Origin of the sequence: Cypionkella aquatica (assembly GCF_030161095.1) — a bacterium.
GTDB classification, from domain to species: Bacteria; Pseudomonadota; Alphaproteobacteria; order Rhodobacterales; family Rhodobacteraceae; genus Cypionkella; species Cypionkella aquatica.
This window is the reverse complement of record NZ_BSPP01000021.1, coordinates 55751-81666: the sequence shown is the minus strand read 5'-3', so window position 1 is coordinate 81666 and position 25916 is coordinate 55751. Positions and strand designations below refer to the sequence as shown.

The window sequence follows — 25916 nt, the reverse complement described above, 5'->3', positions numbered from 1 at the left end:
AGTTTTATTCTATAGCCTTGGTGGCAGTATCGGCAAGGGCAGGATCATCTTTCAGCGAAGCCTGCTTTTCCGGGATATCGGCGACGTGGAACGTATAAGACAAGGTGATTTCCTTGATCTTGCTGGCTTCCGGATCATCGACAATCGACGGATCAACGTAAAAAGTCACCGGCATCTGCACCCGTTCACCCGGTTGCAAAATCTGCTCGGTAAAGCAAAAACACTCGATCTTGGTGAAATAGCCGCCCGACTGATCCGGCGTCACATTATAGCTGGCTTGCCCGCCCACCGGCTTATCGGTCGGGTTGTAAGCCTCGTAGAACGCAAGCCCAGTCTCGCCGATGCGCAGCTCCATCGACGGCACCATCGGGCGGAACGTCCACGGCATCCCGGCCTCTAGCGAGGCATCAAAGCGGATTTTCAGCGTGCGGTCCAAAATCTCATCCGCGCCCGCTGTGGCCACCGATGTGGTGCCAGCATAGCCCGTCACCCGGCAAAACCAGTCATAAAACGGCACTGCCGCGAAAGACAAAGACAACATCAGCGCAGCAACACCAGCAAGGTAAGCCGCGGTTTTCTTCTGCGCATCCACAGATTTGCTCATGGTGCCACCGCCGGGCTTGCGGGCGCGGGGCTTGCGGCTGGCGCGGGGGCCGGTTCTTCCGGCGCAATCGGCTGCGTTGACCCAAGCAGCCCCGGCACGTCATTGGCATGCCCCAGATCGCCTTCGGTCACCTTCACCACCGTCAACGCAAACACCAGTGCGACAAAGCTGACCAAAGCCAAGCCGACGCCTAGATTGCGCGAAAACCGCCGTTTGTAGATTTCATGTTCGGGACGGAACGCCATCACCAGCCCCCCACGCCATAATGAAGCAACACGGCCTGAACCAGCAACGCGGTAAAATGCAGGAACAGATACAACAGCGAGAACCGGAACACCGCTTTCTCGACTTTATAGTTGTCGGCAGCCGCCATCACCTCATCGCGCTTCCAGATCCGATAAGCCCCGCGCAGAAATTCCGCGTTCAGCAGCACCGAAACCGCCAGATACAACGGGCCCCCGATCGAGGTGAAGGCCAGCGCCACCGCAAACGGGATCAGCGCCAAAGTATAGCCAAGCACATGGTTGCGCGTGACCTTCTTGCCATGAGTCACCGTCAGCATCGGCACGCCCGCCTTTGAGTAATCCTCGTTCATGAACAAGGCCAAAGCCCAGAAATGCGGCGGCGTCCACATGAAGATCAGCATGAACATCAACGCGGCCTCAACCGAGACAGACCCCGTCGCCGCCACCCAGCCGATCATCGGAGGGAAGGCACCAGCAGCCCCGCCAATCACGATGTTCTGCGGGGTCGAGCGTTTCAGCCACATCGAATAGACGACGGCATAAAAGAAAATCGTGAACGCAAGCAGCGCGCCCGCCAGCATATTCGTCGCCAGCGCCAGCATCACAACCGAGATGCCCGACAACGCCAGACCAATCGCCAATGCCTCACCCGGCTGTACCAGCCCCGCAGGCACAGGACGGCCCTTGGTGCGGCGCATGATCAGATCAATATCGGCATCCCACCACATATTCAGCGCACCCGACGCGCCCGCGCCCAGCGCAATGAACAAAATCGCCGTAAAGCCAACCACCGGATGCAAATGCACCGGGGCGACCAACAAACCAACTAGGGCGGTGAAAACGACCAGCGACATCACGCGCGGCTTCAAAAGCTGCACAAAGTCGCCAAATCCCGCTTCTTTGGGGGCGTCAAAAGACCGGGTATCGGTCATGGCATCCTGGCTTTCTGCTAAAACGAAGGCCCCCAAAAGCAGGGGCCTCCTTTGCCGTAGGTTGGCTGTCAGTTGGACGCGAGACGCAGGTTCCCGGTCGAGCTGGCCTGTGCAACCCACGCATCATAAGCCGCTTGGCTGACCACTTTCACAGTGATCGGCATATAGGCATGGTCCTTGCCGCACAAAGTGGTGCACTGGCCAAAGTAGACGCCCTCACGCTCTGCCGTGAACCACAATTGGCCCAAACGCCCCGGAACTGCCGATTGCTGCACACCAAAGGCTGGCATCACCCAGCCGTGGATCACGTCCGCACCAGTGATCTGCATCACAATGGTCTTGCCCACCGGGATCACCACAGCATTGTCGGTCGCCAGCAGGAAATCTTCTTTCTTGTAGCCATAGTAGGCCAGCTTCTTGACGGCGACATCATTCATCACCTGCGCCGGTGCCATCGGCTGATCATCGCCCCAGCCCGCGGCCGGATCGTCAATCTTCATCGCACCGTCGATGCGGAACGCGTCAAACTTCAGCGTCTCGTCTTCCGAGACCTTCACATCAGGGTATTCATACGACCAATACCACTGGTTGCCGGTGACCTTGATGGTGATATCCGCCTGCGGAATCTCTTGCTGGGTGAACAGCGCGGGCAGCGAGAACGACCCGATGAACACCAGAATCAGGATCGGCACGATCGTCCATGCGACTTCCAACGGCGAGTTATGGGTGAATGTCGCCGGAACCGGGTTAGCTTTGCGGTTATACCGCGCGATGATATACAGCAGCAATGCCGTCACAAAGATCACGATCGCCGTAATGATGATCAGGATCATGTGATCCAGCCATTGCATATCGCGCGCAATATTGGTGGCGGCGAACTGATGCTCGGTGCCACGCGGTTCAGGCGCCCCCACCGTTTCCAAGGCTTGGGCCAGGGCGAAGCTGGGCAGCGAGAGCGCACCCAGACCGGCTACTGCGGCAGCTCTGAAAGAGGCCATAAGACGCATATTGATTTCCCGTATCCTGCGGCAGTTTCCCGCCATCTTTTAAGCCACGCCCAAACTTGGGCAGAATCCCGTTGTAACTGAAGTCTGTGAAACCATATTAGCCGCGTTACGACAAGAGTAAGCTGCGGCAAATCCGCGCCACTTGCGCAAGATCAAAGCAAAAATCCCGCCTCAGGCGGTTGCAGCTTGCGCCACAGGCTGCACAGCAAAACGCCAGACCCCGCCTTGCGATGCCGCGGCCCACCGCCTAAGTTCGCTGCAACCCGGGCCAAATCGCGCCCCGAAAGGCCAAGCCCGATGTCCGATACCGTCACCGACGCCCCGTTCCGCCCGTTTGAAACCCATATCGACGAAGCCTCCGCGCTTGCCAACCTGCGCGCAGCCACGCTTGGCGCCGATGATGGCGAATTGTTCTTTGAACGCCGCCGCTCGGAAGCCATCATGCTTGACGATGGCCGCATCAAAACCGCCAGCTACGACGCCTCTGAAGGGTTCGGTCTGCGCGCGGTGCGCGGTGAAGTCGCAGGCTACGCACATTCCACCGAAATCAGCGAGCACGCCCTGAAACGCGCCTCCGAGACCGCCCGGCTGGCCGTCGGTGAAGGCGGCGGCATACTGGCTGATGCCCCCAAACGCACCAATATCAAACTCTACAGCGACGCCGATCCAATGGCCGACGCTGTGTTTGCGGTCAAAATCGACCTGCTGAAAGAAATCGACGCCTATGCCCGCGGCCTTGATCCCCGCGTGGTGCAGGTGTCCGCCACCATCGCGGCGGGCCTGCAAGAGGTTGAAATCCTGCGCCCCGAAGGCCTGCGCTATACAGATGTGCGCCCGATGGCGCGGATGAATGTCTCGGTGATCATCGAATCCAATGGCAAACGCGAGCAAGGCGGCACCGGCGGCGGTGGCCGCTATGGCTTGTCCTCGCTCATGCAGCCCAGCCATTGGCAACCCTTGCTGAAAGAAGCGCTGCGGATCGCATTGGTGAACCTAGATGCCGTCCCCGCCCCGGCGGGCATTATGGATGTTGTGCTCGGCCCCGGCTGGCCCGGCATCCTTTTGCACGAGGCCATTGGCCACGGGCTGGAGGGCGACTTCAACCGCAAGAAAACCAGCGCCTTTGCGGGCCTGATGGGCCAGATGATCGCGGCACCGGGCGTCACCGTGCTGGACGATGGCACCATCCCCAACCGTCGCGGCTCCATCAGCGTTGACGACGAAGGCACGCCCTCGCAGAAAAACACCCTGATCGAGGACGGCCGCCTCGTCGGCTACATGCAAGACCGCCAGAACGCCCGCCTGATGGGCGTTGCCGCCACCGGAAACGGCCGCCGCGAAAGCTACGCCCATATCCCGATGCCGCGGATGACCAACACCTACATGCTGTCAGGCAAGGATGATCCCGCAGGCATCGTAGCCTCGCTGAAAGACGGCATCTACGCAGTCGGCTTCGGCGGCGGTCAGGTTGACATCACCAACGGCAAATTCGTGTTCAGCTGCACCGAAGCCTACCGCGTCCGCAACGGCGTGATCGGCGAAGCGGTCAAAGGTGCCACGCTGATCGGCGACGGTGCCACCGCCCTGAAACAAATCCGCGCCATCGGCAACGACCTCGCGCTTGACCCCGGCATCGGCAACTGCGGCAAGGCCGGCCAATGGGTGCCGGTTGGCGTCGGCCAACCCACGCTGCTGATCGGCGGGCTGACGATAGGCGGCTCTCAAACCTGAGGCGGCCTTCAAGACGATTTTCAACACGAAAATCGTGGTCGCGGCCTTAGCGGTCTTGCTTTGGCATAGATGCGGCTTCTGGCATCTCAGCCGGAAGCCTCCGGCGGGGATATTTCTGAACAGATGAAACGGCAAAGCCGCCTCTGGTCATCCTCTCTGCAAAAGTATCCCCGCCGGAGGCTCCGACTTTCCATCCCAAGCGCGACAACAGAATCAGCAGACCCGCGCCGCCTGACCACGATTTTCGCCTTTTCTTGAAAATCGACTGCCGCCAAGAGCCGCTACAAAACCGCGTCCAGACCGCGCCGCAACCGCGCAACGGTGGCGGGCACATCCGCCAATTTGTCCAGACCAAACAGCCCCAGCCGGAAGGTGCGGAACGCTTCGCCCTCGCCCACCTGCAACGGCACCCCCGCTGCAATCTGCATCCCCAATTCGCGGAACTTCGCGCCATTCTGCACGGCTGGGTCTTCGGTGAAGCTGACCACCACCCCCGGCGCCTGAAAACCCTCCGCGGCCACCGAAGCCACGCCCTTTTCGGCCAGCACGCCGCACACGGCCGTCCCCAGAGCCCATTGCGCCGCCTTGGCCTCGACAAAGCCCATGGCACGGGTTTCCAGCATCGCATCTCGGAAACCCACAATCGCATCGGTCGGCATCGTGGCGTGATAAGCATGCCCACCCGCCTCGTAAGCCGACATAATGGCACGCCATTTTTTCAGATCCAGCGCGAAACTGTTCGACGCGGTTTCCGCCAATCGCGCCTCTGCCAGCGGGCTCATCACCACAATCCCAACGGCGGGCGAGGCCGACCAGCCCTTCTGCGGCGCGGAAATCAGCACATCCACCCCCACAGCTGCCATATCAACCCAAACGCAACCGCTCGCGATGCAATCCAGCACCATCAGCGCGCCAACCTCATGCGCCGCCGCCGCCATCGCCGCGATGTAATCATCCGGCAAGATAATCCCGCTGGACGTCTCTACATGCGGCGCAAACACCGCATCTGGCTTGATCGCCCTGATCTTCGCGCAAACCTCGTCTACAGGGGGCGGCGCAAATGCCGCCTGCGCCCCGTTTCCAGAGGCCCGCGCCATCACAACGGTCGGCTCGGCAAAGCCGCCCGCCTCAAAAATCTGGCTCCACCGATAAGAAAACCAACCATTCCGCACGATCAAAGCAGAGCCCTGCCCGAACTGCCGCGCCACCGCTTCCATCGCATAAGTGCCGCCCCCCGGCACCAAAGCGACAGCGCTGCCGTTGTAAACCTCGCGGAGCAGCCCGGAAACATCGCGCATAACCCCTTGAAATTTCGCAGACATATGATTCAAACTGCGATCGGTAAACACCACCGAGAATTCTTCCAACCCATCTGGGTCAACATGGGCATGCGGCAGTTTCATCGGTCTCTCCCTCGGTTCACAGTGCCGCCAGACTAACCGGATTTAGCGCCAATGCAGCGCCAAACCGACCAACTCGGTGTCATTTTCGCAAGAGACAGCTTTCGGCAAAGCCTGAAAATAGCTTAGCCAATCGGCCCCGGCCGACGTTCTTCCGTCAGCAAGACATTCGCCTCGACCTGACCTACCCCCGGCAAAGTCATGATCCTGCGCCGCAACACCCTCTCAAAATCGGCAATATCCCGCGCCACCACCCGCAAACGGTAATCGAACAGCCCAAGCACATGCTGCACCACCTGCACCTCTGGAATGGCCATCACCGCGCGCTCAAAATCCTCCAATGAAACCCGGCCCTTGGTTGCCAACTTCACCCCCAGAAACACCGTCACCCCAAAACCCAAAGCGCTGCGGTCCACGTCCAGCCGCCGCCCTGCGATCACGCCCGCATCTTCCAGTCGCTTGATCCGCCGCCAAGCCGCAGGCTGGCTTAAGCCAAACCGCCGCCCCAATTCCCCAGCCGACAGGCCCGCATCCAGCACCAAAGCCCGCAGCAATCCGCGATCCACGTCATCCAGATCAATCACAGCGGCAACCCTTCGCTTTCCTTGATCGTCGCAATCAGCATCAAGGCTTCGATGTCCGAGATATGCGGCAAGACCAGAATCCTGCGCCGATAGATTTCCTGATAATGCGCCATATCCCGCGCGATCACGTTGAGGCGCACATCGACACGGCCCAAAAACGTCTCAATTCCAATCACTTCCGGGACCTCACGCGCCGCCGCCAGAAATTCGTCAAACGCCCGCGCATTGGTCTTATCCAGCGTAAACCGCAAAGAAACCTCAACCGCATAGCCCAACGCCCTCCAGTCTATCACGGCTTCCTCGGCGCGGATCACACCACTTGCCCGCAACCTCTCCAACCGCCGCCAACAAGTCGCCGTGGTCACCCCGGCGCGATCCGCCAAAGCGGCTGTCGCCAAGCCCGGATCTGCCAGCAAATGCCGCAACAGTCGGCGATCAGTGTCATCAAGCATGGATTTTTCGCATCTATAGATCTTTGCGCATGATCCTTCGCAAATTTGGCAGCAATCGTCAAATTTGGCAAAAAATCACTCCGCTCAACCACAGGTTGACGTTATGGTAAAGCTGCCACATTGCCGTCAAAATTGGCCAGTTCTGCGGGTTTTGCTGGGCATATCCCTCGTTCTGCCTAATTTGCCTCAAAATGCAGATGACGGCGCAAAGCCGCAGCGACCTTCGGGCAGTGATGACAGAGCAGACGATCCATATCTTCGCCAAAAGCGCGGTGACAATCACACGCGCCAATGGGGCGGCACCGATTCAGGGCGATGTCATCGGCAACGCGCTGAATGGCGATGCGTTCAGTTGGGAAAACCCCTCGAACCTGACGCTGACCTTCGGCGCGCCCAGCACTGCGATCACCTTTGACGATGCGAACGGCGTCCTCAGCGATGATCCCTATTCCGGCTCTAACCTTATAGATCAACGCCTTACCCAGCCGCTTACCATCAACGGCACCACCTATACCCCCAATACCGAGACGGTGCGCTGGAAATTCCCCGCCCCGGTCAGCGTCGAGAACGAATACGAAGTCACGCTCTATGACAGCGCGGGCACTGCCTATCGCATGGTCGGCGTGTCAATCACCCAAGGCTATGTCACCACCGTAGTCGGCGTGATGTTTGACGGCGTCACCCCGCCTGCCGGCACCACGCTGACCTACAGACAGGGCGTCTCCAGCTATTCCGGCGGTGGGCAAACCGTCACCATCCCGCCCGCCGTCACCTGCTTTCTGGCAGGCACCCAGATTGAGACTCCAACTGGCCCGCGCCCGATTGAAACCTTGCGCATCGGCGATCCTCTGGTGACGCCAGACGGCACCGCCCCAATCCGCTGGATTGGCCGCAGCCGGGTCGATGGCCGCGGCCCGCTCGCCCCGATCCGCATTGCCGCCAAAGCTTTGGCCAATGTGCGCGATCTGTATGTGTCGCCCAACCACCGGATTTTGCTGCGCTCTGTCGCAGCAGACCTGTATTTCGGCACGCCCGAAGTTCTGGTTGCGGCCAAGTTTCTGGTCAATGGCAGCACAATCCAACCCGCCCCGATGCGCCACGCCCATTACTTTCACCTGATGCTCGACACCCATCAGATGGTGTTTTCCGAAGGCATCGCCAGTGAAAGCCTGTTCACCGGGGCCAATGCGATGAACACGCTTGACCCAGCAGCACAGGCCGAGTTGCGCGCGATTTTCCCGCAGCTTGATCTCAGCCGGCAACGCCTTGCCCGCCGCAGCCTGACCCGCGCCGAGGTGCCGCTGATCCTGCCACTGCGCCCGATGCACGCCACCCTGCGGCCGCTTAGAAACATCCACAGCAATCGTCGCGCAGCCTGATCGCGCATGATTTTTGCGTAGACTTCCAATCAGCGCATGATTTACGCACGAATAGCTGAATTCAGGAAAACTTTGCACTGATCGGTTTCGCAAACTGCCTATGCTGCGCCCATCAACCTATGAAGGAGCGCCCAAATGCGCGTTTATTACGACCGTGACTGCGATGTGAACATCATCAAGGACAAGAAAGTCGCCATCCTCGGCTACGGCAGCCAAGGCCACGCCCATGCGCTGAACCTGCGCGATTCGGGTGCGAAAAACCTTGTGGTCGCCCTGCGCGAAGGCTCGCCCTCCGCCAAGAAAGCCGAAGGCGAAGGCCTGAAGGTCATGGGCATCGCCGAAGCCGCCGCTTGGGCCGACCTGATCATGTTCACCATGCCCGACGAGCTGCAGGCCGAAACCTACAAAAAATACGTTCACGACAACATCCGTGAAGGCGCTGCGATTGCCTTCGCCCACGGTCTGAACATCCATTTCGGCCTGATCGAGCCGAAAAAGGGCGTCGACATCATCATGATGGCCCCGAAAGGCCCCGGCCACACCGTGCGCGGCGAATACACCAAAGGCGGCGGCGTGCCTTGCCTCGTGGCGGTTCACACCGATGCAACTGGCAAAGCCATGGAAATCGGCCTGTCCTATTGCTCGGGCATCGGTGGCGGTCGTTCCGGCATCATCGAGACCAACTTCCGCCAAGAATGTGAAACCGACCTGTTCGGCGAACAAGCCGTGCTCTGCGGCGGCCTGGTCGAACTGATCCGCATGGGCTTTGAAACCCTTGTGGAAGAGGGCTACGAGCCGGAAATGGCCTATTTCGAGTGCCTGCACGAAGTGAAACTGATCGTCGACCTGATCTATGAAGGCGGCATCGCCAATATGGATTATTCGATCTCGAACACCGCAGAATATGGCCAATACGTCTCCGGCCCGCGCATCCTGCCGTATGACGAAACCAAAGCCCGCATGAAAGCCGTGCTGTCCGACATCCAGTCCGGCAAATTCGTCCGCGACTTCATGCTGGAAAACGCTGTGGGTCAACCGACGATCAAAGCCTCGCGTCGTTCCAACGACGAGCACCAGATCGAGCTGGTCGGCAAGAAACTCCGCGACATGATGCCGTGGATTTCCAAAGGCAAAATGGTCGACCGCGCGCGTAACTAAGCTTGGTGCGTGCAAGCACGCACCCTACGAGAATGGCAAGGGCCGGGGGAGAACCTCCGGCCTTTTGCTTTTGGGGCTCAGGGTTTGCCTAAAAGCCTGATGGTTGAGAGGTTTGGCTACTTATCCCGCGAAAGCCAATTTCGGAAACCAACAAAGATCGCCGCTCCACTTAACAGAGCGCAGATCACGTCCATATATACTGTACTTGCCGCTTCGGGCATTATGCTTCGTATTCCCAAGTTTAAGGCCCAAGTAAAAGTAATATAAAGGACTGTGAGTGCAATGGGATTAGAAAAAACCTTCCCAAACCGGATGTTCGTAAAGCGTTTCCAGTCCACCAAACTTGCACAAAAGAAAACTGAGACCGCCACAGCAAAGGTCACAGCATGTATCAGCGCCTGCCGAGGGTGGTAAGCAGACCAAGCGGTAATGCCAGTGCAAAGTGCCAAGACAAAGAGCACGCGTAACATGGCTTGGCGTTTCATCGACAATAGCCCCTCAAGACAACTGACTTCTTAGAACCGTAGGGTGCGTGCTTGCACGCACCTCGCGGTGAATCCGATGCCCTCTACTCTGAAAGAGAGGTTGCCTAAGATACGCTTTCAGCCCAAGCGCCGCAACGCACTTTCTCTGCGCCCACGTGTTGCCAAAGGTTAAAAATCAATGAATCACGGACCCGTAACCCATTGATTTCACATAAACGCAACCCGTGTCCACGCGTGGACACGGCTTCAAACCGCCGCCTGAACCGCCCCGACGATCTCATCGACAACATCGCGCAGCATCGCCTCATCCTCACATTCCGCCATCACCCGGATCAGCGGTTCAGTGCCGGATTTGCGGATCAAAATCCGCCCCTTACCCTTGATCTCGGCCTCTTTGGCTGCAATTACAGCGCGCACCTTCTCGGCCTTCAAAGGCTCCAACCCCGGCGCGTAACGGACATTTTTCAGCATCTGCGGCACGGTCTCAAATTGCTGGCACAAACGGCTGGCAGGCAAGCCCGACCGCGCCATCTCAGCCAGAAACTGCAAGCCCGCGATCAAGCCATCCCCCGTGGTGGCATAGTCGGTCATCACGATATGCCCCGACTGTTCCCCCCCCAGATTGAACCCGCCGCGCCGCATCGCCTCAACCACATAGCGGTCCCCAACCGAGGTCCGCTCCAACCGCAGCCCCCGTCCGGTCATGAACCGCTCCAGCCCCAGATTGGACATCACGGTGGCGACCAGAGTGCCGCCCTGCAACCGTCCCTCATCCGCCCAGCGCCCTGCCAGCAGCGCCATGATCTGATCGCCGTCAGCAACCCGGCCCATCTCATCCAGGATCATCACCCGGTCAGCATCGCCATCCAGCGAAATCCCGACATGCGCGCCATGCGCCACCACCGCCTCAGCCGCTGTCTGGGTGTAAGTCGAACCACAGCGCTGGTTGATATTCTTGCCGTTCGGGCTGACACCAACCGGGATCACCTCGGCCCCCAACTCCCACAACACTTCCGGCGCGGCCTTGTAGGCAGCCCCATTGGCGCAATCTATCACCACTTTCAGCCCATCCAGCCGCAGCCCGCCCGGAAAGGTGGTCTTGACGAATTCCTGATAGCGCCCCACCGCATCGTCGATCCGCTTGGCCCGGCCGATATTTTCCGGCAGCGCGAGATTGGGATCAGCCTCTACCATCGTCTCAATTTCAACCTCGGCGGCGTCGGACAATTTAAAGCCATCCGGGCCGAAGAATTTGATGCCGTTGTCATGGTGCGGGTTGTGCGAGGCGCTGATCATCACGCCCAGATCGGCGCGCATGCTACGGGTCAGAAATCCCACGGCAGGGGTAGGCACAGGGCCAAGCAGCAGCACATTCATTCCAGTGCTGGTCAAACCCGCCGTCAAAGCGTTTTCCAGCATATAGCCAGACAGCCGCGTGTCCTTGCCGATCACCACCCGATGGGCGGTTGCACCAGCGCGGCGAAAGAACTCGCCTGCGGCAGCCCCAAGTTTCAACGCCATCTCGGCGGTCATCGGATAGCTGTTGGCGGTGCCGCGCACGCCATCGGTGCCGAAAAGTTTGCGACTCATGCCGCACCTCCTGTTGTTGCGGCCTGCCAGAGTGACAAAGCCTGCCGAGTCTCGGCCACATCATGCACGCGGATCATCTGCATCCCCTGCGCCACCCCGGCCAAAGCCACGGCAAGGCTACCCGGCAATCGCTTTTGCGCATCACTTTCTGCGCTGATCGCGCCGATGAAGCGTTTGCGCGACGCGCCCAGCAGCACCGGCAAGCCCAGATTGTGAAACAGCGACAGCCGCGACAGCAGGATCAGGTTGTGCTGCAAGGTCTTGCCAAAGCCGATACCGGGATCGACCGCCAGCATTTCGCGCGGGATGCCTGCGGCTATGGCCTCGCCCAGCCGCGCCGCCAAAGCGTCATAAACGTCCAGCAGAACATCGTCGTAGTAGGGATCGGCCTGCATGGTCTCGGGCGTCGCAATCGAGTGCATCAGGATCACCGGGCACCCCGACGCCGCAGCAACCGTTGCCATAGCAGGATCAAATTTCAGCGCCGTCACGTCGTTCAAAATGGACGCACCCGCTGCAAAAGCGGCCTCGGCCACCACAGCTTTGCGGGTGTCGATCGAGATGGGCACATCAAGGCCGCCATCCCGCAACGCCGCAATCACCGGCGCGGTGCGGCTGACTTCTTCGGCAGCATTTACTTCGACCGCGCCGGGTCGCGTGCTTTCGCCGCCAATGTCAAGGATATCGGCCCCCGCCGCCATCTTGCGCGCCTGCATCAACGCGGATTCGGGGCGCAGGAACAGCCCACCATCGGAAAAGCTGTCTGGGGTGACATTAAGGATGCCCATGATGCGCGGCCGGTCCATAGAAAGCCCCGCGAAATCAGGGCGGCGCGCAGCCAGACGGACACGGGTTTCCGCGTCAAGATCGGACACAGGCACCATCTTGGGCGGCGCGTCGCGGTCCAACACCTCGACCTGATTAAACCAACACCAGCCGCCTGCCAGCGGCAAAGCGTCAATCGGGCGGGCGGGATCAGTCATCGGGATGGGGCGGATATAGGTCATGAACCTGTCGTAAAACTCTGGCGGTTGCCTCGCAAGGGGGAAGCTTCAGGCCTGATCGACCTGCACGCGGCTTCCCGCCGGAAGTGCAACATCGCCGTGAACCACCAAACGCTCGGCGGCCATCAACTCGGCCAGCCACAAAGCCAAAGCCACGGGCTCGCGGCTGTGCGGGCCATCGACGGCATCGAGCACCAGCTTTGACGGGGCCCAGACCACCATCTGACCGCGTTTGATCGCCCAATCAATCTCGGTCCGGGTTTCCATGACCACGCAGCGCGGATCGCGGGCGGCGAGCACCCATGCATTTTGCTCAATCGCCAACAGATCGACGCGGCGTTGCGTGGGCTTATGCCCTGTCTGCGGGCGCGCCATATCGGGCAGACCCACCGTCAGGATCACCGGACGGCCCTGCCCCTGCCAGTGGTCCAACCGACTGGCCAAATCGCTGGCCATGATCGCGGCATTATCAAGGAAAACCACCAGCGGATGCACAGCGGCTTCCTCACCATCATGGCCCATCACTTTGACCGCAACCTCGGCCCGGCTGCGCACGATTTCGACGCCCAGCTTGTAGGGGCCAACATCCAGCTTTTGGATCCGCACGAAAACCCGCATCGCTTGCGGTTCGGCCAGAATACGTTCAGCCAAACGCTCGGCAAGGGTTTCCAGCAGGTTCAGCCGTTCTGCGGCAAGTTCCGCCGCAACAGCCTCGGTCAGAGTGTCATAGGACAGGATCAGATCAACGTCGTCGTTCAGCGGCTGCGCTGCCGGGCGCACCTCGACCACGATATCAAACAGCACGCGCTGGGTATGGCCGCGCTCTTTCTGAAACGCGCCGATATCGACCTCGACGATATGATCGCGCAGACTGATCCGGTCACGCGGATCAGCGGTGGCCGAGGCGATAGACCGCTCTTCCGGGTGGGCAAAGGCTTGGGCAATGTCGCTGGTCATACTGGCCCCCGAAAGGCGAAACGCAATCAGGGCAAGCTACCGCCTGCCCCGCACAGCGCCTAGTCCGAACCCGACAGGAAGCGCAAGAGGCGCGACGCGAGATCGCTATATTCGGATCGCAAGATAACGTCTTAGGGTTGGCGGTAAAACAGATGCGAGCCAATCTCGGCTGTGCGGGGGAACTGGCGCGACCACGACGGGCTGACCGCACGCGTGTGGAAATAGGTCGCCCCCGAGGTCAGCGCACGCGGCGCACCGTCCAGCATCACGCGGGCAATCCGGCCCGCAACCTCGGCCGAGCTGCGGTCGGTCATCACGTCTTTTGCCCCATCGCAGGAATACGAGAACGCGCAAGAACCGCTACCGCGTTGCTGCACCACGCCGCAGATTGTCTTGGGATAGCGCGGGCTATCGACGCGGTTCAGCACCACCTCGGCCACGGCAAACTGCCCCCGCAGGCTTTCGCCGCGCGATTCAAAATAGATCGCAGTTTTCAGGCATTGCCACTGCTGATCGCCGGTGGCCGCAGGCTGCGCCATCAGCCAATCGGAGGAATAGCTGATCAGCACCGGGTTTTGCAAAGCGGCGTTTTGCAGCGCAGGTGCCGCTTTTGCTGCTTTCTCGGCTTTGATCTGGGCTTTGGCAGCCTTGACTGGCGCGGTCTCGACCGCCTTCGGGCCAACCGCCATCGCCGTCAACTTTGCCTCTGGCAATGAATCGACGGCCCTATGTTCCGCCCCCAACAGCGACGCCATCTGCGCGCCCATCAACAAAGATGGGTCGTTGGATTGGCTTACCGTCACATCGGCAAAGGCTGCCCCGCTAAGGACGCAAGCCGCAGCAGCGGCACTCGTCCAGACTTGGTGGAAGCGCATATATCAGTATCCCGGTCTGTTTCAGCAGCGCCGAAAGGGAGCAGCCCCCACGACGAGGAACTGGCGTAAAGACTCAATTCCAACCGGTCCAGCCGCGTGGCCAAAATACAACGCGATTCTTGGACATTTGAGCGGATTTCCGCGCAATCACTTAATGCGTTACCTTCACTTCGTCGCGCAAATTCATGATATTGTGGTGATATTCCGAACATCCACACGATCAGCCAATGCCAGATGAGCCGCCGCAAGCCGTGCCAAGGGCACCCGATACGGGCTGCAGGACACATAATCGAAGCCTGCCTTACGACAAAATCCAATCGATTCGGGGTTACCGCCGTGTTCCCCGCAGATCGAAACTGTCAGGTCTGGCCGCGTCGCCCGCCCCCGCTCTGCCCCGATCAAAAGCAATTCGCCCACCCCATCCACATCAAGAATATGGAACGGATCTTCCGGGAAAACCCCCTGCTGAACATAGGTGTTCATAAAGCGGCCAGCATCGTCGCGCGACAGACCATAAGTCATCTGCGTCAGATCATTGGTGCCGAAAGACAGGAAGGCCGCGTGCTGGGCGATCTCTCCGGCGCGCAGGGCGGCGCGTGGGGTCTCCACCATCACCCCAAGTTTGAAGTCAAACGCCACACCCGATTTCGCCCGCACCGAGGCCGCAATGGCGTCGACATGCGCTTTCACCAACTCGACCTCGCGCTTGGCCGACACAAGCGGGATCATGATTTCCGGCACCACGGGCGTGCCCTTGCGGGCGAGTTCTACGGCTGCCTCAAAGATCGCTTGCGCCTGCATCGCATAGATTTCTGGCAGCACCACGCCCAACCGCACACCGCGCATGCCAAGCATCGGGTTGAACTCGGCCAGCGCCTCGGCGCGGCGGGTGACTTCGGACAGGGGGCGATCCAGCGCCTCTGCCAATTCGCGCAAACCTTCACGGCTATGGGGCAGGAATTCGTGCAACGGTGGGTCGAACAAGCGGATGCAGACCGGGAGGCCCGCCATGATCTCGAACAGTTGTACAAAATCGGCGCGCTGCATGGGCAGCAGACGCGCAAGGGCCGCCGCGCGATCTTTTGAGGTGTCGGCAAAGATCATCTCGCGCATCACCACAAGGCGGTCTTCGTCAAAGAACATATGCTCGGTCCGGCACAGACCAATGCCTTGTGCTTCAAACTGCCGCGCCGTGGCGGCGTCGGCGGGGGTGTCGGCATTGGCACGAATACCGATGTCGCGGAAGCTGTCAGCCCATGACAGCAGCTTGCGGAACGCATCGTCCAAGGCCGGGGCCAGCATTTCGGCGGCGCCCGCCAGCACATCGCCGGTGGTTCCGTCGACGGTGATCAGATCGCCCTCGCCAAAGCTGCGGCCATCGGCGGCGATCAGGCGTTTCTCTTTTGGATCCAGACGCATACCGGAGGCGCCGACAACACAGGGCACACCCAAACCGCGTGCAATAACAGCAGCATGCGAAGTGACACCACCACGTTCGGTGACCACACCCACAGCCGCGTGCATGCCGCGAATATCCTCGGGAGCGGTTTCCCGGCGCACCATGATGCAAGGTTCTCCACGCGCCGCACTGGCTTGGGCGGCTTGGGAGGAGAACACGATCCGCCCCACAGCAGCCCCCGGAGAGGCCGCGATACCCTTGGCAAAAACGTCTCTTGCGGCGCGCATATCGACCTGCGGGTGGAGCAATTCCGACAAGGCGCGGGGTTCGACCCGCAACACGGCCTCCTCGCGGCTGATCACGCCATCATCTGCCAAAGCCACCGCGATTTTCAGGCCTGCGCGGGCCGAGCGTTGCACTTTCACGGCGTCCAGAACCGAGAGTCTGCCATCCTCGATGGTGAATTCGATCTGCATTTCTTCGCGCAGCTTTTGCCGACACACCGCGCCGTGGCGGATCAGATCGGCAAAGATTTCGGGCGCAATATCTTCCAGCGAAGGCCCGCGTTTGTCGCGGGTGAGGTAGATCGCCTCGGTCTTTTTCAAGGCATCGCGGCCTTGAGATTGCCCCAAGTAACGCCCCTTGACCAAAGGCAATCCTGTAACAGGATCAATGAATTGCATGACGCCCGAGCCGGAAATCCCCTGCCCGATCCCTTGGGCCATTTCCTGCACCACAAGGCCCAAAGCGGCCTCTACGGGCGCACCTTTGGCTTGGCGCAGCAACCTGGCAGAGGTGCCTTCCCAGGCCCTTGCCATGCTGCGCAGCACTTCCGAGAGTTGCTGGGCCGGGTCTTCGGGGAAGGGTTCTTCCATTTCCCGCTCATAATGCCGCAACGCATCGCGCAAGCTATCCGCGTTGGGGGTGCCAGAATCGAACATATCGGGGTCAAGGCGGGCGACATGCGTGGCGTAGGTTTGCACAAATCGCAGATAGAGCGCGTCGGCGGCTTCGCGGCCATTGGTGTCGACCAGCCGCGCGTGTTGGGCGGCGTTCATGCCGATGTTGAGCACGGTGCCGGGCCCGCCCCAGTCGGGATTTTCCGGCGAGGGTCGCACCGAAATCAGCGGGATTGGGCCGAAATGCGACAGAATGGCTTTGGAATCAACAGGATGACCCGCCGCGATCGAGCGCACAGTTTGGGCGGGCAAAGCCACGGTTTCGGGCACAGGCAGGTCCAGCCGCACCAAGCGTTGCAGGCATTTCGCGCGCCAGCCGTGGGCATCGCGGCGGATGTCAGCACTGGGGGTGATTTCGGCGAACTCGGCGATTTTCTGCACTGCGGCACCTTTTACTTTGCGGGCGCAGGATACATGGGTTGCGTGCTTGTGCAAGCTTTGTGCTGATGTGGCAAACTTTGGCGTGGGGCCGGGATGGGCGGCGCTAAGGGGTTGAGATCGCCGTGTTAATTTTCGGTTTAATCAAAGGTTAATGACCCAGAAAGCGGCCATAAAGGGGCCAGTTACAGGCCATACCGCGCGCTGATTGTGCCGGGATGACGGGGGATTAACCTTGTTTTGGCGAATCCCCCGATTTCCCGGTGCCTGTCAGCCGTCGAGTTTGGTCAGATCGGCCACGCCAGAGCAGATCGCGCGGATGCGGTGCAGCAGGTTCAGGCGGTTGCGGCGGATGATCGGGTTATCAGAATTGACCTGAACGGCGGTGAAAAAGGCGTCGATGGGGGCGCGGAGTTGCGCCATCGCGGCCATCGCTGCGGCGAAATCCTCGGCACGCATGGCAGGGGTGATCGCGGCCTCGGCGGTGTCGAGGGCTGCAAACAGCGCGCGTTCTTCGTCGGATTCCGCGAATTTCGGATCGGCACCGTAGGAGTATTCGACGCCATCCTTGGTTTCGGCTTGGGTCAGGATGGTGTTGGCGCGTTTGAAGCCTTGCAGCAGGTTCGGACCGTCTTCGGTTTTCAGGAAGGCGGCAAGCGCCTCGGCGCGTTTGACCAGCAGGGTGAGGTCGTCATTGCCCGGCATGGCAAGGCAAGCGTCGATCACGTCATGGCGGATGCCTTGGTCTTTCAGGAAGACTTTCAGGCGGTCGTGGAAGAAGGCGAGAACACCATCCCCTTCGTCAACGTAACCTCCCCAAATTTTCTTTCTGAAATCGAGATAGTTCTCATTCTTTCGGCTTTCATCCAAATTGGAAGGAACCTTGTATTTAGACGGCTCCAGCATCAGCTTGAAGTCGCTGTTTGCCCGATCCAGTAGTGCAAGGATGAGTAAACCGCCAAGCTGGTCACCATGTTCCTGAGCGTTCAATTTGAACAGCAAGTGTTGAATGTTGCCTAATTCGAGACAACGAAGCTGACTTGCGCGCAACCCATTCCCCAACACCAACCGAATAACCCCCAGCGCCGCCCTTCGCAGCGCAAAGGGGTCTTTGCTCCCAGTGGGTTTTTCGTCGATGGCCCAGAAACCAGTCAGGGTGTCGATCTTATCGGCCAGCGCCACGGCGACGCTCACTGGGTCGCTCGGCACAGTATCGGTCGGACCCAGCGGCGAGTAGTGGTCGCGGGCGGCCAGCGCTACAGCCTCGGGCAGGTCCGCCGCGCGGGCGTAATACATGCCCATCAGGCCCTGCAGTTCGGGGAATTCGCCGACCATGGCCGAGCGGAGGTCGGCTTTTGCCACTTCCGCTGCTTGTTTGGCGAGGGCGGGGTCGGCGCCGACCATCGTGGCGATCTCGGCCGCGAGTGCTGCAATGCGGGCGATACGGTCAGCCTGAGAGCCGAGTTTGTTGTGGAAGGTGACGGATTTCAGACCGTCGAGCCACTCGCCCATCCCGGCTTTCGCCACGCGCAGATCGTTTTCCCAGAAGAATTTCGCATCCGACAGCCGCGCCGACAGCACCTTTTGGTTGCCCTTCAGGATCGTCTCGCCATGGTCGGCGGTTTCGGTGTTGGCGACGGTGATGAAGCCCTCAATCCGGCCCGTCTTGGGGTTGCGCACCGAGAAGAACTTCTGGTGTTCCTTCATGGAAGTCTGCAAAACCTCGGGCGGCAGGGCAAGGAAGGTGTCGGCAATCCGACCCATCAGCGGCACCGGCCATTCGACAAGGCCCGCCACTTCAGACAAAAGTCCTTTATCCTCAACCACTTCCCAGCCAGCGGCGAAGGCAAGGTTCTGCGCGCCCTGCCAGATCGCGGCTTCACGCTCGGCACTGTCCAGCACGACATGGGCGCGTTTCAGCTTGACCGCATAGTCGTCGAACCCGGTGACGGGAAAGCGCGCGCGCGACAGGAAGCGGTGGCCAGCGGTGGTGTTGGAGGCGGCGATGCCGTCGATGTTCAGGGGGACGACGTCGGCCCCGGACTCGTCCGACAGCAGGCAAAGGATGGAATGGAGCGGGCGGACCCAGCGCAGGCTGCCTGCGCCCCAGCGCATCGACTTCGGCCAAGGGAAATTGCGGATCGTGGTTTCCAGCACTTCGGCGATGATCACGCTTGCCGCACGACCGGGTTTTTCGATCACGGCATACAGCGTCTCGCCCTTTTTATCGGCGCGGCGTTCCAACTGATCCAGCGTCAGGCCAGTGGAGCGCAGGAAGCCTTCGATGGCCGCCGGGGGGGCAGAGGCGCTGGGGCCTTTGCGTTCTTCGCGGACGGGTTTGCTTTCCGGAGACAGCCCTTCGATGGACAGCACCAGACGGCGCGGGGTCGAGAACGCGCCAGCAGAGCCATAGGTCAGGCCCGCATCCACCAAGCCATTGGTGATCAAGGATTTCAGGTCGTCGCGGGCGCGGGATTGCATCCGTGCGGGGATTTCTTCCGAGAACAGTTCGATCAGCAGGTCAGACATTTATTGCTCCGCTTCAGCAGAAAGCTGGTGCCACGCATAGGCGCGGCCATCGGGGAAAACCGCAACAACGCGGTCGATTTCGGGGGCGATATTGGCTTGGGACAGGAAGGCGATGGCCTCGCCCTTTTCCAAAGCTTCGCCGATTTTGGTGGCGTCAAAGCAGCTGAACCATGTCGGCGCGATCAGCGGCACGGGCTTTTCGTACAGCTTGTAGGTTTCGGTCAGCATGGCTTGGGACAGCGGGGTGTGAAAGCAGGCGCGGAAGCGCAGCGGGGAGGAGTCTGCGGTGATGCCTTCGATGCCGTCCACTATGATCGGCTCCGGTTGGCCGGATTCGATCAGGGTCAGCTCGATCTCCGCGCCCTTTTGGAAAGAGGCCGGGGTGTAATAGGCGTATTCCTGCAGCCAATACATGGCGACGCCTGCGATGGCTGCGGTGATCACGATGAAACCTGCGATGTATTTGCCATTCACTGTGCAACCTCTGCATCTTGGCCCGCCGGGGTCAGGCGGAAGGCATCGGCGCATTTCTTGGCCAAAGCGCGGACGCGGCCAATATAGGCTTGCCGTTCGGTCACGGAAATCACGCCGCGCGCATCCAAAAGGTTGAACAGGTGAGAGGCTTTGATGGTCTGGTCATAGGCCGGGTGGGCCATGATGATGGTCTTGCCGGATTTCGGATCGAGCGGCGGGAAATCCAGCAGGCGCTGACATTCGGCCTCGGCATCCTCGAAATGGCGCAAAAGTTGCGCGGTATCGGCACCGTCGAAATTGTGGCGGGAATATTCTTCCTCGGTCTGCCGGAAGATGTCGCCGTAGGTCAGCGGGATCGGTGAAGATGGGTCATTGAACGGCATGTCCATGACGTGATCGACGCCCAACACATACATCGCAAGGCGTTCAAGGCCATAGGTCAACTCACCCGAGACGGGTTTGCAATCATGGCCGCCGACTTGCTGGAAATAGGTGAACTGCGACACTTCCATGCCGTCACACCAGATCTCCCACCCCAAGCCCCAAGCGCCGAGGGTGGGGGATTCCCAATCATCCTCGACAAAGCGGATATCGTGCAGGCTGGCATCAATGCCGATCGCGGCCAGTGAGCCAAGATACAGATCCTGCAGGTTCGGCGGCGAAGGTTTGATGATCACCTGATATTGATAATAGTGCTGCAGGCGGTTGGGGTTTTCCCCATAGCGGCCATCCGTGGGGCGGCGCGAGGGTTGCACATAGGCGGCGGCCCAAGGCTTTGACCCCAACGAACGCAGGGTGGTGGCCGGATGAAAGGTGCCGGCGCCAACCTCCATATCATAGGGCTGCAACACCGCGCAGCCTTGGGCTGCCCAGTAATTCTGCAAACGCAGGATGATTTCCTGAAAGCTGCGGGGGGCTTTGGGGGCATCAGCCATGACGGACCTCTTGAAATGTTGCCACTCCATAGGCAAGAGGCAGCCAAGGGTCAATGCAGGGCTTGGATTTGCGGCGGAAAGCGCGTGCATCTGGGGCATGCTCTGCTAGGTTCGCCGGGATATGCGCTGCGATAGATGAGATTGGACGGTTCTATGAGATTTCGGATGGTTGTGCTGGCGCTGTTGGCGGTGCTTGGGTTTGCGCGGGCAGCTTTGGCACAGGAACAAGCGTGGTTGCAGATCGAAGCGCAACCGTCCTTAAGCGAAGCCGAAGCGCGGGCGCGTGACTATGCGGGCCAGTTCCCGAATGTCGCGGGCTTTCAGATTGCCGAGGGCTGGTATGGCATCGTGCTGGGCCCCTACACGCCCGAAGCGGCCGCAGGCGCGCTGAACGATCTGCGCCGCAGTGGTGCGATCCCTGGCGACAGCTTTATCACCGACAGCAGCACACATCGCCAGCAATTCTGGCCCGTGGGCACGATTGCCGGGCAGATTCTGGTTGATCCGCTGGTTGATCCGCTGACTGACCCGGCGGGCGATCTTATGGTCGTCGATCCCGCGCTGGAACCCGTCGCCCCGGTGATCGAGGTGATGCCCGCCGAAGAAACCCCGCGCGAGGCCAAGGCCTCGGAAGCGGCGCTGTCGGCGGATGAGCGCAAAGCGCTGCAAACTGCGATGGCGTGGTATGGCTTTTATGACGGCGGCATCGACGGCGCTTTTGGCCCCGGCACCCGCAATTCAATGGCCGCTTGGCAAGAGGCCAATGGCTTTGAGCCAACCGGCGTGCTGACCACCAAACAGCGCTTGGCTTTGGGGACCAATTACCGCGCCGATCAGGCCGAGTTCGGCTTTGCTTCAGTGTCGGAACCCGAGGCGGGCATTGAGATCACCCTGCCGCTGGCGCTGGTGCAGTTCGACCATTACGAGCCGCCTTTCGTGCATTACAACGAAAAAGCCGGATCGGGGCTGAAGGTGATCCTGATTTCCGAACCCGGCAATCAAGACAGCCTGTCGGGGCTTTATGACATCCTGCAAACGCTGGAAGTGGTGCCCGCACAGGGCGAGCGCAGCAAATCCGAGACTAGTTTCGTGATCAATGCCAGCTCTGCCAAGGTGCAAAGCTATGCCTATGCCGAGACCAAGAACGGCATGGTGAAGGGCTATCTGGTGGTGTGGAACCCGGCGGATGCTGAACGGATGAGCCGAATCTTGCCGGCGCTAAAATCCAGCTTCCGCGGCGTCGGCGATAAAGCCTTGGACCCCGGCTTGGTGCCGATGGATGCGGCAACGCGCTCGGGCTTGTTGGCGGGGATGGAAGTCACGCTGCCGAAACTGTCGCGTTCGGGCTTTTATGTGGATGCCAAAGGCACGGTGGTCACCACGGTCGAGGCCGTGGCGCAATGTGGCCGCGTGACGCTGGATCACGACACCGAGGCGCAAGTGGTGGCCCAAGATGCGGCCACCGGGGTTGCGATCTTGCAACCGAAAACCGCCCTTGCACCGCCTGCCTTTGCGCTGTTTCACGCAGGGCAAGCGCGGCTTGGCTCGGAAGTGGCGATTGCGGGCTATTCCTACGAGAATAAACTGCCCGCTCCGGTGCTGACCTTTGGCACACTGGAAGAAGAAAAGGGCCTGAATGGCGAAGCCGGGTTGTCGCGGCTGGCCGCCCCGGTCTTGCCGGGCGATGCGGGCGGGCCAGTGCTGGACGGCACCGGGGCGGTGCTGGGCATGCTGCTGCCGCCTGCTGTCAAGGGCGCGAAACTGCTGCCGGATGGGGTGGCATTTGCGGCGCAGGCCGGGATGATCGCGCAGGCTTTGACGGCAGTGGGGGTCAGCGTCACGCAGGCCAACTCTAGCGACCTTGCCACGCCCGACGCCTTGAATACCGCAGGTTTGGGGATGACAGTGCTGGTGTCTTGTTGGGAATAGCTGGCCTTGTCCACGCGTGGACAAAATTCCGCGCGTGGAAGATCAATGGGTTATCAATGGGTCGTTAACGGATTGTTCATCTTTGCGGCGCGGCACCGGATGATCTGTTGAAGCCTCCGGCGGGGATATTTTTGCAGAGAGGATGACCAAGAGCGCGCCATTGAAGATTTGCTCTTTTGAAAATACTCATTCTTGAAAACAGCAATGCCGCAAACCGGACTTCCCAGTTTGCGGCATTGTTTTTGCAAGCGTCGGGCCGGGGGGTCACCCCAGCGCTTTATCCAACGTGATAGAGGCTGGCGAACAGCTTTGGGTCCAGACTGTCGGCGGCAAACGTAGCGCCCTCGGTCAGCACCGACACCGCGTCATGGCTGTGCAGGCTTTCCTGATGGCTGGCGACGATGCGGAAATCGCCGATGCGGGGGTCTTGCTGCAGGGCCTGACAGAAACTGCGCGCGGCGTCTTCGACAAAGATCGGATTGGCGGCGTTCAGCTCGGCAAAGGCTTGCTCATCCTCGCGTTTCACCATCACTTGCGTCTCGGTCGGCACGGCGGCGCGCGCCAATGCGATCAGGTCTTCAAACCACAGGCATTTGTCGCCCGAAAGCTCCACCGAAATCCGCGCGACAGAGCGTTGCGAATGTGGCGTTGCCAGCTGACCACGGGTTTGGCGGGCGTGTTCAGACAGCTCCAGACTGCAGGGGCAGGTGCTGGAATAGACGAAATCCAGATGCATCAGGCGCTTGCGCACCCCGGCTTTGTCCACCAATTCCAAAGCGATATCATAGTATTGCCAGCCGGACAGACCCGAGCGCAGGCTCTCCACCTTGACCGGGAAGGAAAACCGCATCTGGATACGGGCGTCAAAACTGCCAAGGTCTTTCAGGTAATCTTCCAACGCATGTTCGATCACCTGATACGAAAACTCACGCTCGGAATGGGCATAGAACGAGCGCATGATGCGGCTCATGTTGATGCCTTTTTTCTCGGCTTCCAAGGACACGGTGCCAGTGACCGAGGTTTCCAGCGTCACCGGGCCATTATGGCGGGTCCGGTAGCGGATCGGCAGGCGAAAGTTGGAAATCCCGACATGCTGGATCACCTGTTTGGCCCCGACGATCAGGCTGGCAGGGCCGTTTTGCAGATCGGGCATCGAGTCTTTATAGGCGTCTGTCACCACGAAATCGGTGGGATAGCTGCGCGACAACACCGGATAGCTTTGACCGATCAAAGCCCCTGCACCGGGGGCGAGGTCCGCAATCTCGGCCTCGGTCGCGCGCTGTGCCCATGCGCGCAGCGTCGCCAAAGCCGCTTCGGCATCGGCACGGCCCGGTTTTACGTCTAGATCCGTCATATGAATATTCATCGCAGCGCTCCCCACGTTGGTCGCAGAATTAGGATATAGCGGGGGTTGCCGCAATTTCCAAAGCCTGACCGAAGAAATACGCATCAAAGCCGACATTGGATCGAGAATGCCCGCGGTTTTCAGCGCCGTGGGGGGCACGGGGGGCACCGTGGTGCCCCCCGTATTTCAGATCGCAGACAAAGCGTTTTGCAGATCGTGGATCAGATCGCCGACATCCTCCAAGCCCACAGACAGCCGGATCAGCCCGGGTGTGATGCCCAAAGCGTCTTTTTGCGGTTGCGGCAGGCGCTGGTGGGTGGTGGTGGCGGGATGGGTGGCAATCGACTTTGCATCGCCCAAGTTGTTGGAGATCTTGATGATTTCCAGCGCGTTGCAGAATTTGAACGCGGCTTCCTTGCCGCCTTTGATATCGAAGGTCACCAAGGTGCCCCCCGAGCCCATCTGCGCCATCGCAAGCGCGTGTTGCGGGTGAGAGGCTAGGGCCGGGAAGATCACCTTTGAGATACGGTCGTCGCCCGACAGCACTTCGGCGATTTTCAGCGCAGATTCTGCCATGGCCCGGCAGCGCAGATCCAACGTCGCCATTCCGTTCAGCATGATCCATGCGGTGAACGGACTCATCGCGGCCCCGGTGTGCTTGAGATAGGGCTCGGCCACTTTGCGGATAAACTCACGGGTGCCGCAGATCACACCGCCCAAGGCGCGGCCCTGCCCGTCGATGTGTTTGGTGGTGGAATAGACCACCACATCGGCACCTTGTTCTACCGCGCGGCTGAACACTGGCGTCGCAAAGACGTTGTCGACGATCACCAAAGCCCCAACCGCATGGGCGATTTTCGACACTTCGGTGATATCGACCAGCTCTAGCGTCGGGTTCGACATGCTTTCAAAAAACACCGCTTTGGTGGCGGGGGTGACGGCTGCGCGCCATTGGTCAAGGTCTGCGCCATCGACGAAGGTGACATTGACGCCGTAGCGGGTCAGCACCTCTTCAAGGATGTAAAGGCACGAGCCGAACAGCGCGCGCGACGACACCACATGATCGCCCGCGCGCAGCAAGGCTGTCAAAGCGCCATTGACGGCGGCCATGCCGGATGCGGTGGCGAAAGCGTCTTCGGTGCCTTCCAGCGCCGCGATACGTTCTTCAAACATCCGCGTCGTCGGGTTGCCATAGCGGGCGTAGATGAATTCATCCTCGCCAGCCTTGATAAAGCGCTCTTCGGCGGATTCTGCGGTGGGATAGACGAAGCCTTGGGTCAGGTAGATCGCCTCGGCCATCTCGCCATATTGGCTGCGGCGCGAGCCTTCATGCACCAGTTTGGTGCGCGTTTTCCAGTCGTTGGTCATGGTAAGGCCCTCCGGGCAAAAGAAAAACCCCGAAACCTAAGGGCTTCGGGGCGGATGACCCTGACCCTTTTTAGCGGATTTTTAACGTGGCCCGCAATTCGGAATAAAGCACCACGGCGGTTGATTAGCGCGGCGATGCGCCGAGGTCAACGCCGGGCTGCGGAATTTGCGCCAAAGCGCGTGAAAATGGCGTAGGC

The 25916-nt window shown here is 60.2% G+C and carries 21 protein-coding genes and 1 riboswitch; of the genes, 4 read left to right on the top strand and 17 right to left on the bottom strand.

Going from position 1 to position 25916, the window contains the following annotated elements; genetic code table 11:
* Positions 1-4: 4 nt before the first annotated feature.
* The 4 genes from QQJ98_RS19605 to coxB all read right to left on the bottom strand — a co-directional run bounded on the left by QQJ98_RS19605 (position 5) and on the right by coxB (position 2779).
* The gene (locus tag QQJ98_RS19605; RefSeq protein WP_284326977.1) at positions 5-604 is read right to left on the bottom strand and encodes a cytochrome c oxidase assembly protein; all 600 of its coding nucleotides are present in this window, start codon (positions 602-604) and stop codon (positions 5-7) included.
* The gene (locus QQJ98_RS19600; protein WP_284326976.1) at positions 601-849 is read right to left on the bottom strand and encodes a hypothetical protein; all 249 of its coding nucleotides are present in this window, start codon (positions 847-849) and stop codon (positions 601-603) included. Before QQJ98_RS19600 ends, QQJ98_RS19605 begins: the two co-directional genes overlap by 4 nt.
* On the bottom strand, positions 849-1781 hold the full coding sequence (cyoE, locus tag QQJ98_RS19595; RefSeq protein ID WP_284326975.1) for a heme o synthase: 933 nt from the start codon (positions 1779-1781) through the stop codon (positions 849-851). The genes QQJ98_RS19600 and cyoE overlap by 1 nt, the downstream gene beginning before the upstream one ends.
* Positions 1782-1849: 68 nt before the next feature.
* Positions 1850-2779, bottom strand: coding sequence for a cytochrome c oxidase subunit II (gene coxB, locus QQJ98_RS19590; protein ID WP_431307843.1), 930 nt, complete (start codon positions 2777-2779; stop codon positions 1850-1852).
* Positions 2780-3085: 306 nt separating this feature from the next.
* On the opposite strand from coxB, the gene tldD reads away from it, so the two are divergent.
* Positions 3086-4519 (top strand): metalloprotease TldD, encoded by a 1434-nt coding sequence (gene tldD / locus QQJ98_RS19585; RefSeq protein WP_284326973.1) that lies wholly within the window; start codon positions 3086-3088, stop codon positions 4517-4519.
* Between the two features lie 281 nt (positions 4520-4800).
* On the opposite strand, the gene QQJ98_RS19580 is transcribed toward tldD, so the two are convergent.
* From QQJ98_RS19580 to QQJ98_RS19570, 3 genes are all read right to left on the bottom strand, one after another.
* Positions 4801-5922: an aminotransferase class V-fold PLP-dependent enzyme gene (locus QQJ98_RS19580; RefSeq protein WP_284326972.1), complete on the bottom strand. Its 1122-nt coding sequence runs from the start codon at positions 5920-5922 to the stop codon at positions 4801-4803.
* Between the two features lie 122 nt (positions 5923-6044).
* Positions 6045-6503 carry an Lrp/AsnC family transcriptional regulator gene (locus tag QQJ98_RS19575; protein WP_284326971.1) on the bottom strand — a complete coding sequence of 153 codons (459 nt, stop codon included), beginning with the start codon at positions 6501-6503 and terminating at the stop codon, positions 6045-6047.
* Entirely contained in the window at positions 6500-6955 is a 456-nt protein-coding gene (locus QQJ98_RS19570) for an Lrp/AsnC family transcriptional regulator (RefSeq protein WP_284326970.1), read from the bottom strand. The genes QQJ98_RS19575 and QQJ98_RS19570 overlap by 4 nt, the downstream gene beginning before the upstream one ends.
* Before the next feature lie 233 nt (positions 6956-7188).
* On the opposite strand from QQJ98_RS19570, the gene QQJ98_RS19565 reads away from it, so the two are divergent.
* Entirely contained in the window at positions 7189-8334 is a 1146-nt protein-coding gene (locus tag QQJ98_RS19565) for a Hint domain-containing protein (protein ID WP_284326969.1), read from the top strand.
* A 135-nt stretch (positions 8335-8469) separates the two neighbouring features.
* Positions 8470-9492 (top strand): ketol-acid reductoisomerase, encoded by a 1023-nt coding sequence (ilvC, locus tag QQJ98_RS19560; RefSeq protein WP_284326968.1) that lies wholly within the window; start codon positions 8470-8472, stop codon positions 9490-9492.
* A gap of 731 nt (positions 9493-10223) precedes the next feature.
* Here ilvC and glmM read toward each other — a convergent pair.
* The 8 genes from glmM to QQJ98_RS19520 all read right to left on the bottom strand — a co-directional run bounded on the left by glmM (position 10224) and on the right by QQJ98_RS19520 (position 21077).
* Complete coding sequence (gene glmM / locus QQJ98_RS19555; protein ID WP_284326967.1) at positions 10224-11567, bottom strand: phosphoglucosamine mutase; 1344 nt, start codon at positions 11565-11567, stop codon at positions 10224-10226.
* Complete coding sequence (folP, locus tag QQJ98_RS19550) at positions 11564-12574, bottom strand: dihydropteroate synthase (protein ID WP_284326966.1); 1011 nt, start codon at positions 12572-12574, stop codon at positions 11564-11566. The genes glmM and folP overlap by 4 nt, the downstream gene beginning before the upstream one ends.
* Positions 12575-12619: 45 nt before the next feature.
* Positions 12620-13528, bottom strand: a complete 909-nt coding sequence (locus tag QQJ98_RS19545; RefSeq protein WP_284326965.1) for a dihydroneopterin aldolase — start codon at positions 13526-13528, stop codon at positions 12620-12622.
* A 131-nt stretch (positions 13529-13659) separates the two neighbouring features.
* On the bottom strand, positions 13660-14403 hold the full coding sequence (locus QQJ98_RS19540; protein WP_284326964.1) for a cell wall hydrolase: 744 nt from the start codon (positions 14401-14403) through the stop codon (positions 13660-13662).
* A gap of 183 nt (positions 14404-14586) precedes the next feature.
* Positions 14587-17142 (bottom strand): putative PEP-binding protein, encoded by a 2556-nt coding sequence (locus QQJ98_RS19535; protein WP_284326963.1) that lies wholly within the window; start codon positions 17140-17142, stop codon positions 14587-14589.
* Between the two features lie 267 nt (positions 17143-17409).
* Positions 17410-19668 (bottom strand): glycine--tRNA ligase subunit beta, encoded by a 2259-nt coding sequence (glyS, locus tag QQJ98_RS19530; RefSeq protein ID WP_284326962.1) that lies wholly within the window; start codon positions 19666-19668, stop codon positions 17410-17412.
* Entirely contained in the window at positions 19669-20142 is a 474-nt protein-coding gene (locus QQJ98_RS19525; RefSeq protein ID WP_284326961.1) for a DUF6446 family protein, read from the bottom strand.
* Positions 20139-21077: a glycine--tRNA ligase subunit alpha gene (locus QQJ98_RS19520; protein ID WP_284326960.1), complete on the bottom strand. Its 939-nt coding sequence runs from the start codon at positions 21075-21077 to the stop codon at positions 20139-20141. Before QQJ98_RS19520 ends, QQJ98_RS19525 begins: the two co-directional genes overlap by 4 nt.
* Positions 21078-21230: 153 nt before the next feature.
* Here QQJ98_RS19520 and QQJ98_RS19515 point away from each other — a divergent pair, with 153 nt between their 5' ends.
* Positions 21231-23006 carry a trypsin-like peptidase domain-containing protein gene (locus QQJ98_RS19515; protein ID WP_284326959.1) on the top strand — a complete coding sequence of 592 codons (1776 nt, stop codon included), beginning with the start codon at positions 21231-21233 and terminating at the stop codon, positions 23004-23006.
* A 277-nt stretch (positions 23007-23283) separates the two neighbouring features.
* Here the strand turns inward: QQJ98_RS19515 and folE2 are convergent, their stop codons facing one another.
* Positions 23284-24372 carry a GTP cyclohydrolase FolE2 gene (gene folE2 / locus QQJ98_RS19510; RefSeq protein WP_284326958.1) on the bottom strand — a complete coding sequence of 363 codons (1089 nt, stop codon included), beginning with the start codon at positions 24370-24372 and terminating at the stop codon, positions 23284-23286.
* A gap of 165 nt (positions 24373-24537) precedes the next feature.
* Positions 24538-25719 (bottom strand): O-succinylhomoserine sulfhydrylase, encoded by a 1182-nt coding sequence (gene metZ, locus QQJ98_RS19505; protein ID WP_284326957.1) that lies wholly within the window; start codon positions 25717-25719, stop codon positions 24538-24540.
* 49 nt (positions 25720-25768) lie between these two features.
* A riboswitch (SAM riboswitch) is annotated at positions 25769-25844 on the bottom strand.
* Positions 25845-25916: the final 72 nt, after the last annotated feature.

Coding starts and splice junctions, on each gene's coding strand:
- tldD (WP_284326973.1), top strand. CDS start 3,086: ATGTCCGATACCGTCACCGACGCCCCGTTCCGCCCGTTTGAAACCCAT.
- QQJ98_RS19515 (WP_284326959.1), top strand. CDS start 21,231: ATGAGATTTCGGATGGTTGTGCTGGCGCTGTTGGCGGTGCTTGGGTTT.
- coxB (WP_431307843.1), bottom strand. CDS start 2,779: ATGGCCTCTTTCAGAGCTGCCGCAGTAGCCGGTCTGGGTGCGCTCTCG.
- QQJ98_RS19605 (WP_284326977.1), bottom strand. CDS start 604: ATGAGCAAATCTGTGGATGCGCAGAAGAAAACCGCGGCTTACCTTGCT.
- QQJ98_RS19545 (WP_284326965.1), bottom strand. CDS start 13,528: ATGACCAGCGACATTGCCCAAGCCTTTGCCCACCCGGAAGAGCGGTCT.
- QQJ98_RS19570 (WP_284326970.1), bottom strand. CDS start 6,955: ATGCTTGATGACACTGATCGCCGACTGTTGCGGCATTTGCTGGCAGAT.
- cyoE (WP_284326975.1), bottom strand. CDS start 1,781: ATGACCGATACCCGGTCTTTTGACGCCCCCAAAGAAGCGGGATTTGGC.
- metZ (WP_284326957.1), bottom strand. CDS start 25,719: ATGACCAACGACTGGAAAACGCGCACCAAACTGGTGCATGAAGGCTCG.
- glmM (WP_284326967.1), bottom strand. CDS start 11,567: ATGAGTCGCAAACTTTTCGGCACCGATGGCGTGCGCGGCACCGCCAAC.
- folE2 (WP_284326958.1), bottom strand. CDS start 24,372: ATGAATATTCATATGACGGATCTAGACGTAAAACCGGGCCGTGCCGAT.
- folP (WP_284326966.1), bottom strand. CDS start 12,574: ATGACCTATATCCGCCCCATCCCGATGACTGATCCCGCCCGCCCGATT.
- QQJ98_RS19600 (WP_284326976.1), bottom strand. CDS start 849: ATGGCGTTCCGTCCCGAACATGAAATCTACAAACGGCGGTTTTCGCGC.
- QQJ98_RS19580 (WP_284326972.1), bottom strand. CDS start 5,922: ATGAAACTGCCGCATGCCCATGTTGACCCAGATGGGTTGGAAGAATTC.
- QQJ98_RS19565 (WP_284326969.1), top strand. CDS start 7,189: ATGACAGAGCAGACGATCCATATCTTCGCCAAAAGCGCGGTGACAATC.
- ilvC (WP_284326968.1), top strand. CDS start 8,470: ATGCGCGTTTATTACGACCGTGACTGCGATGTGAACATCATCAAGGAC.
- QQJ98_RS19520 (WP_284326960.1), bottom strand. CDS start 21,077: ATGGCTGATGCCCCCAAAGCCCCCCGCAGCTTTCAGGAAATCATCCTG.
- QQJ98_RS19540 (WP_284326964.1), bottom strand. CDS start 14,403: ATGCGCTTCCACCAAGTCTGGACGAGTGCCGCTGCTGCGGCTTGCGTC.
- glyS (WP_284326962.1), bottom strand. CDS start 19,668: ATGTCTGACCTGCTGATCGAACTGTTCTCGGAAGAAATCCCCGCACGG.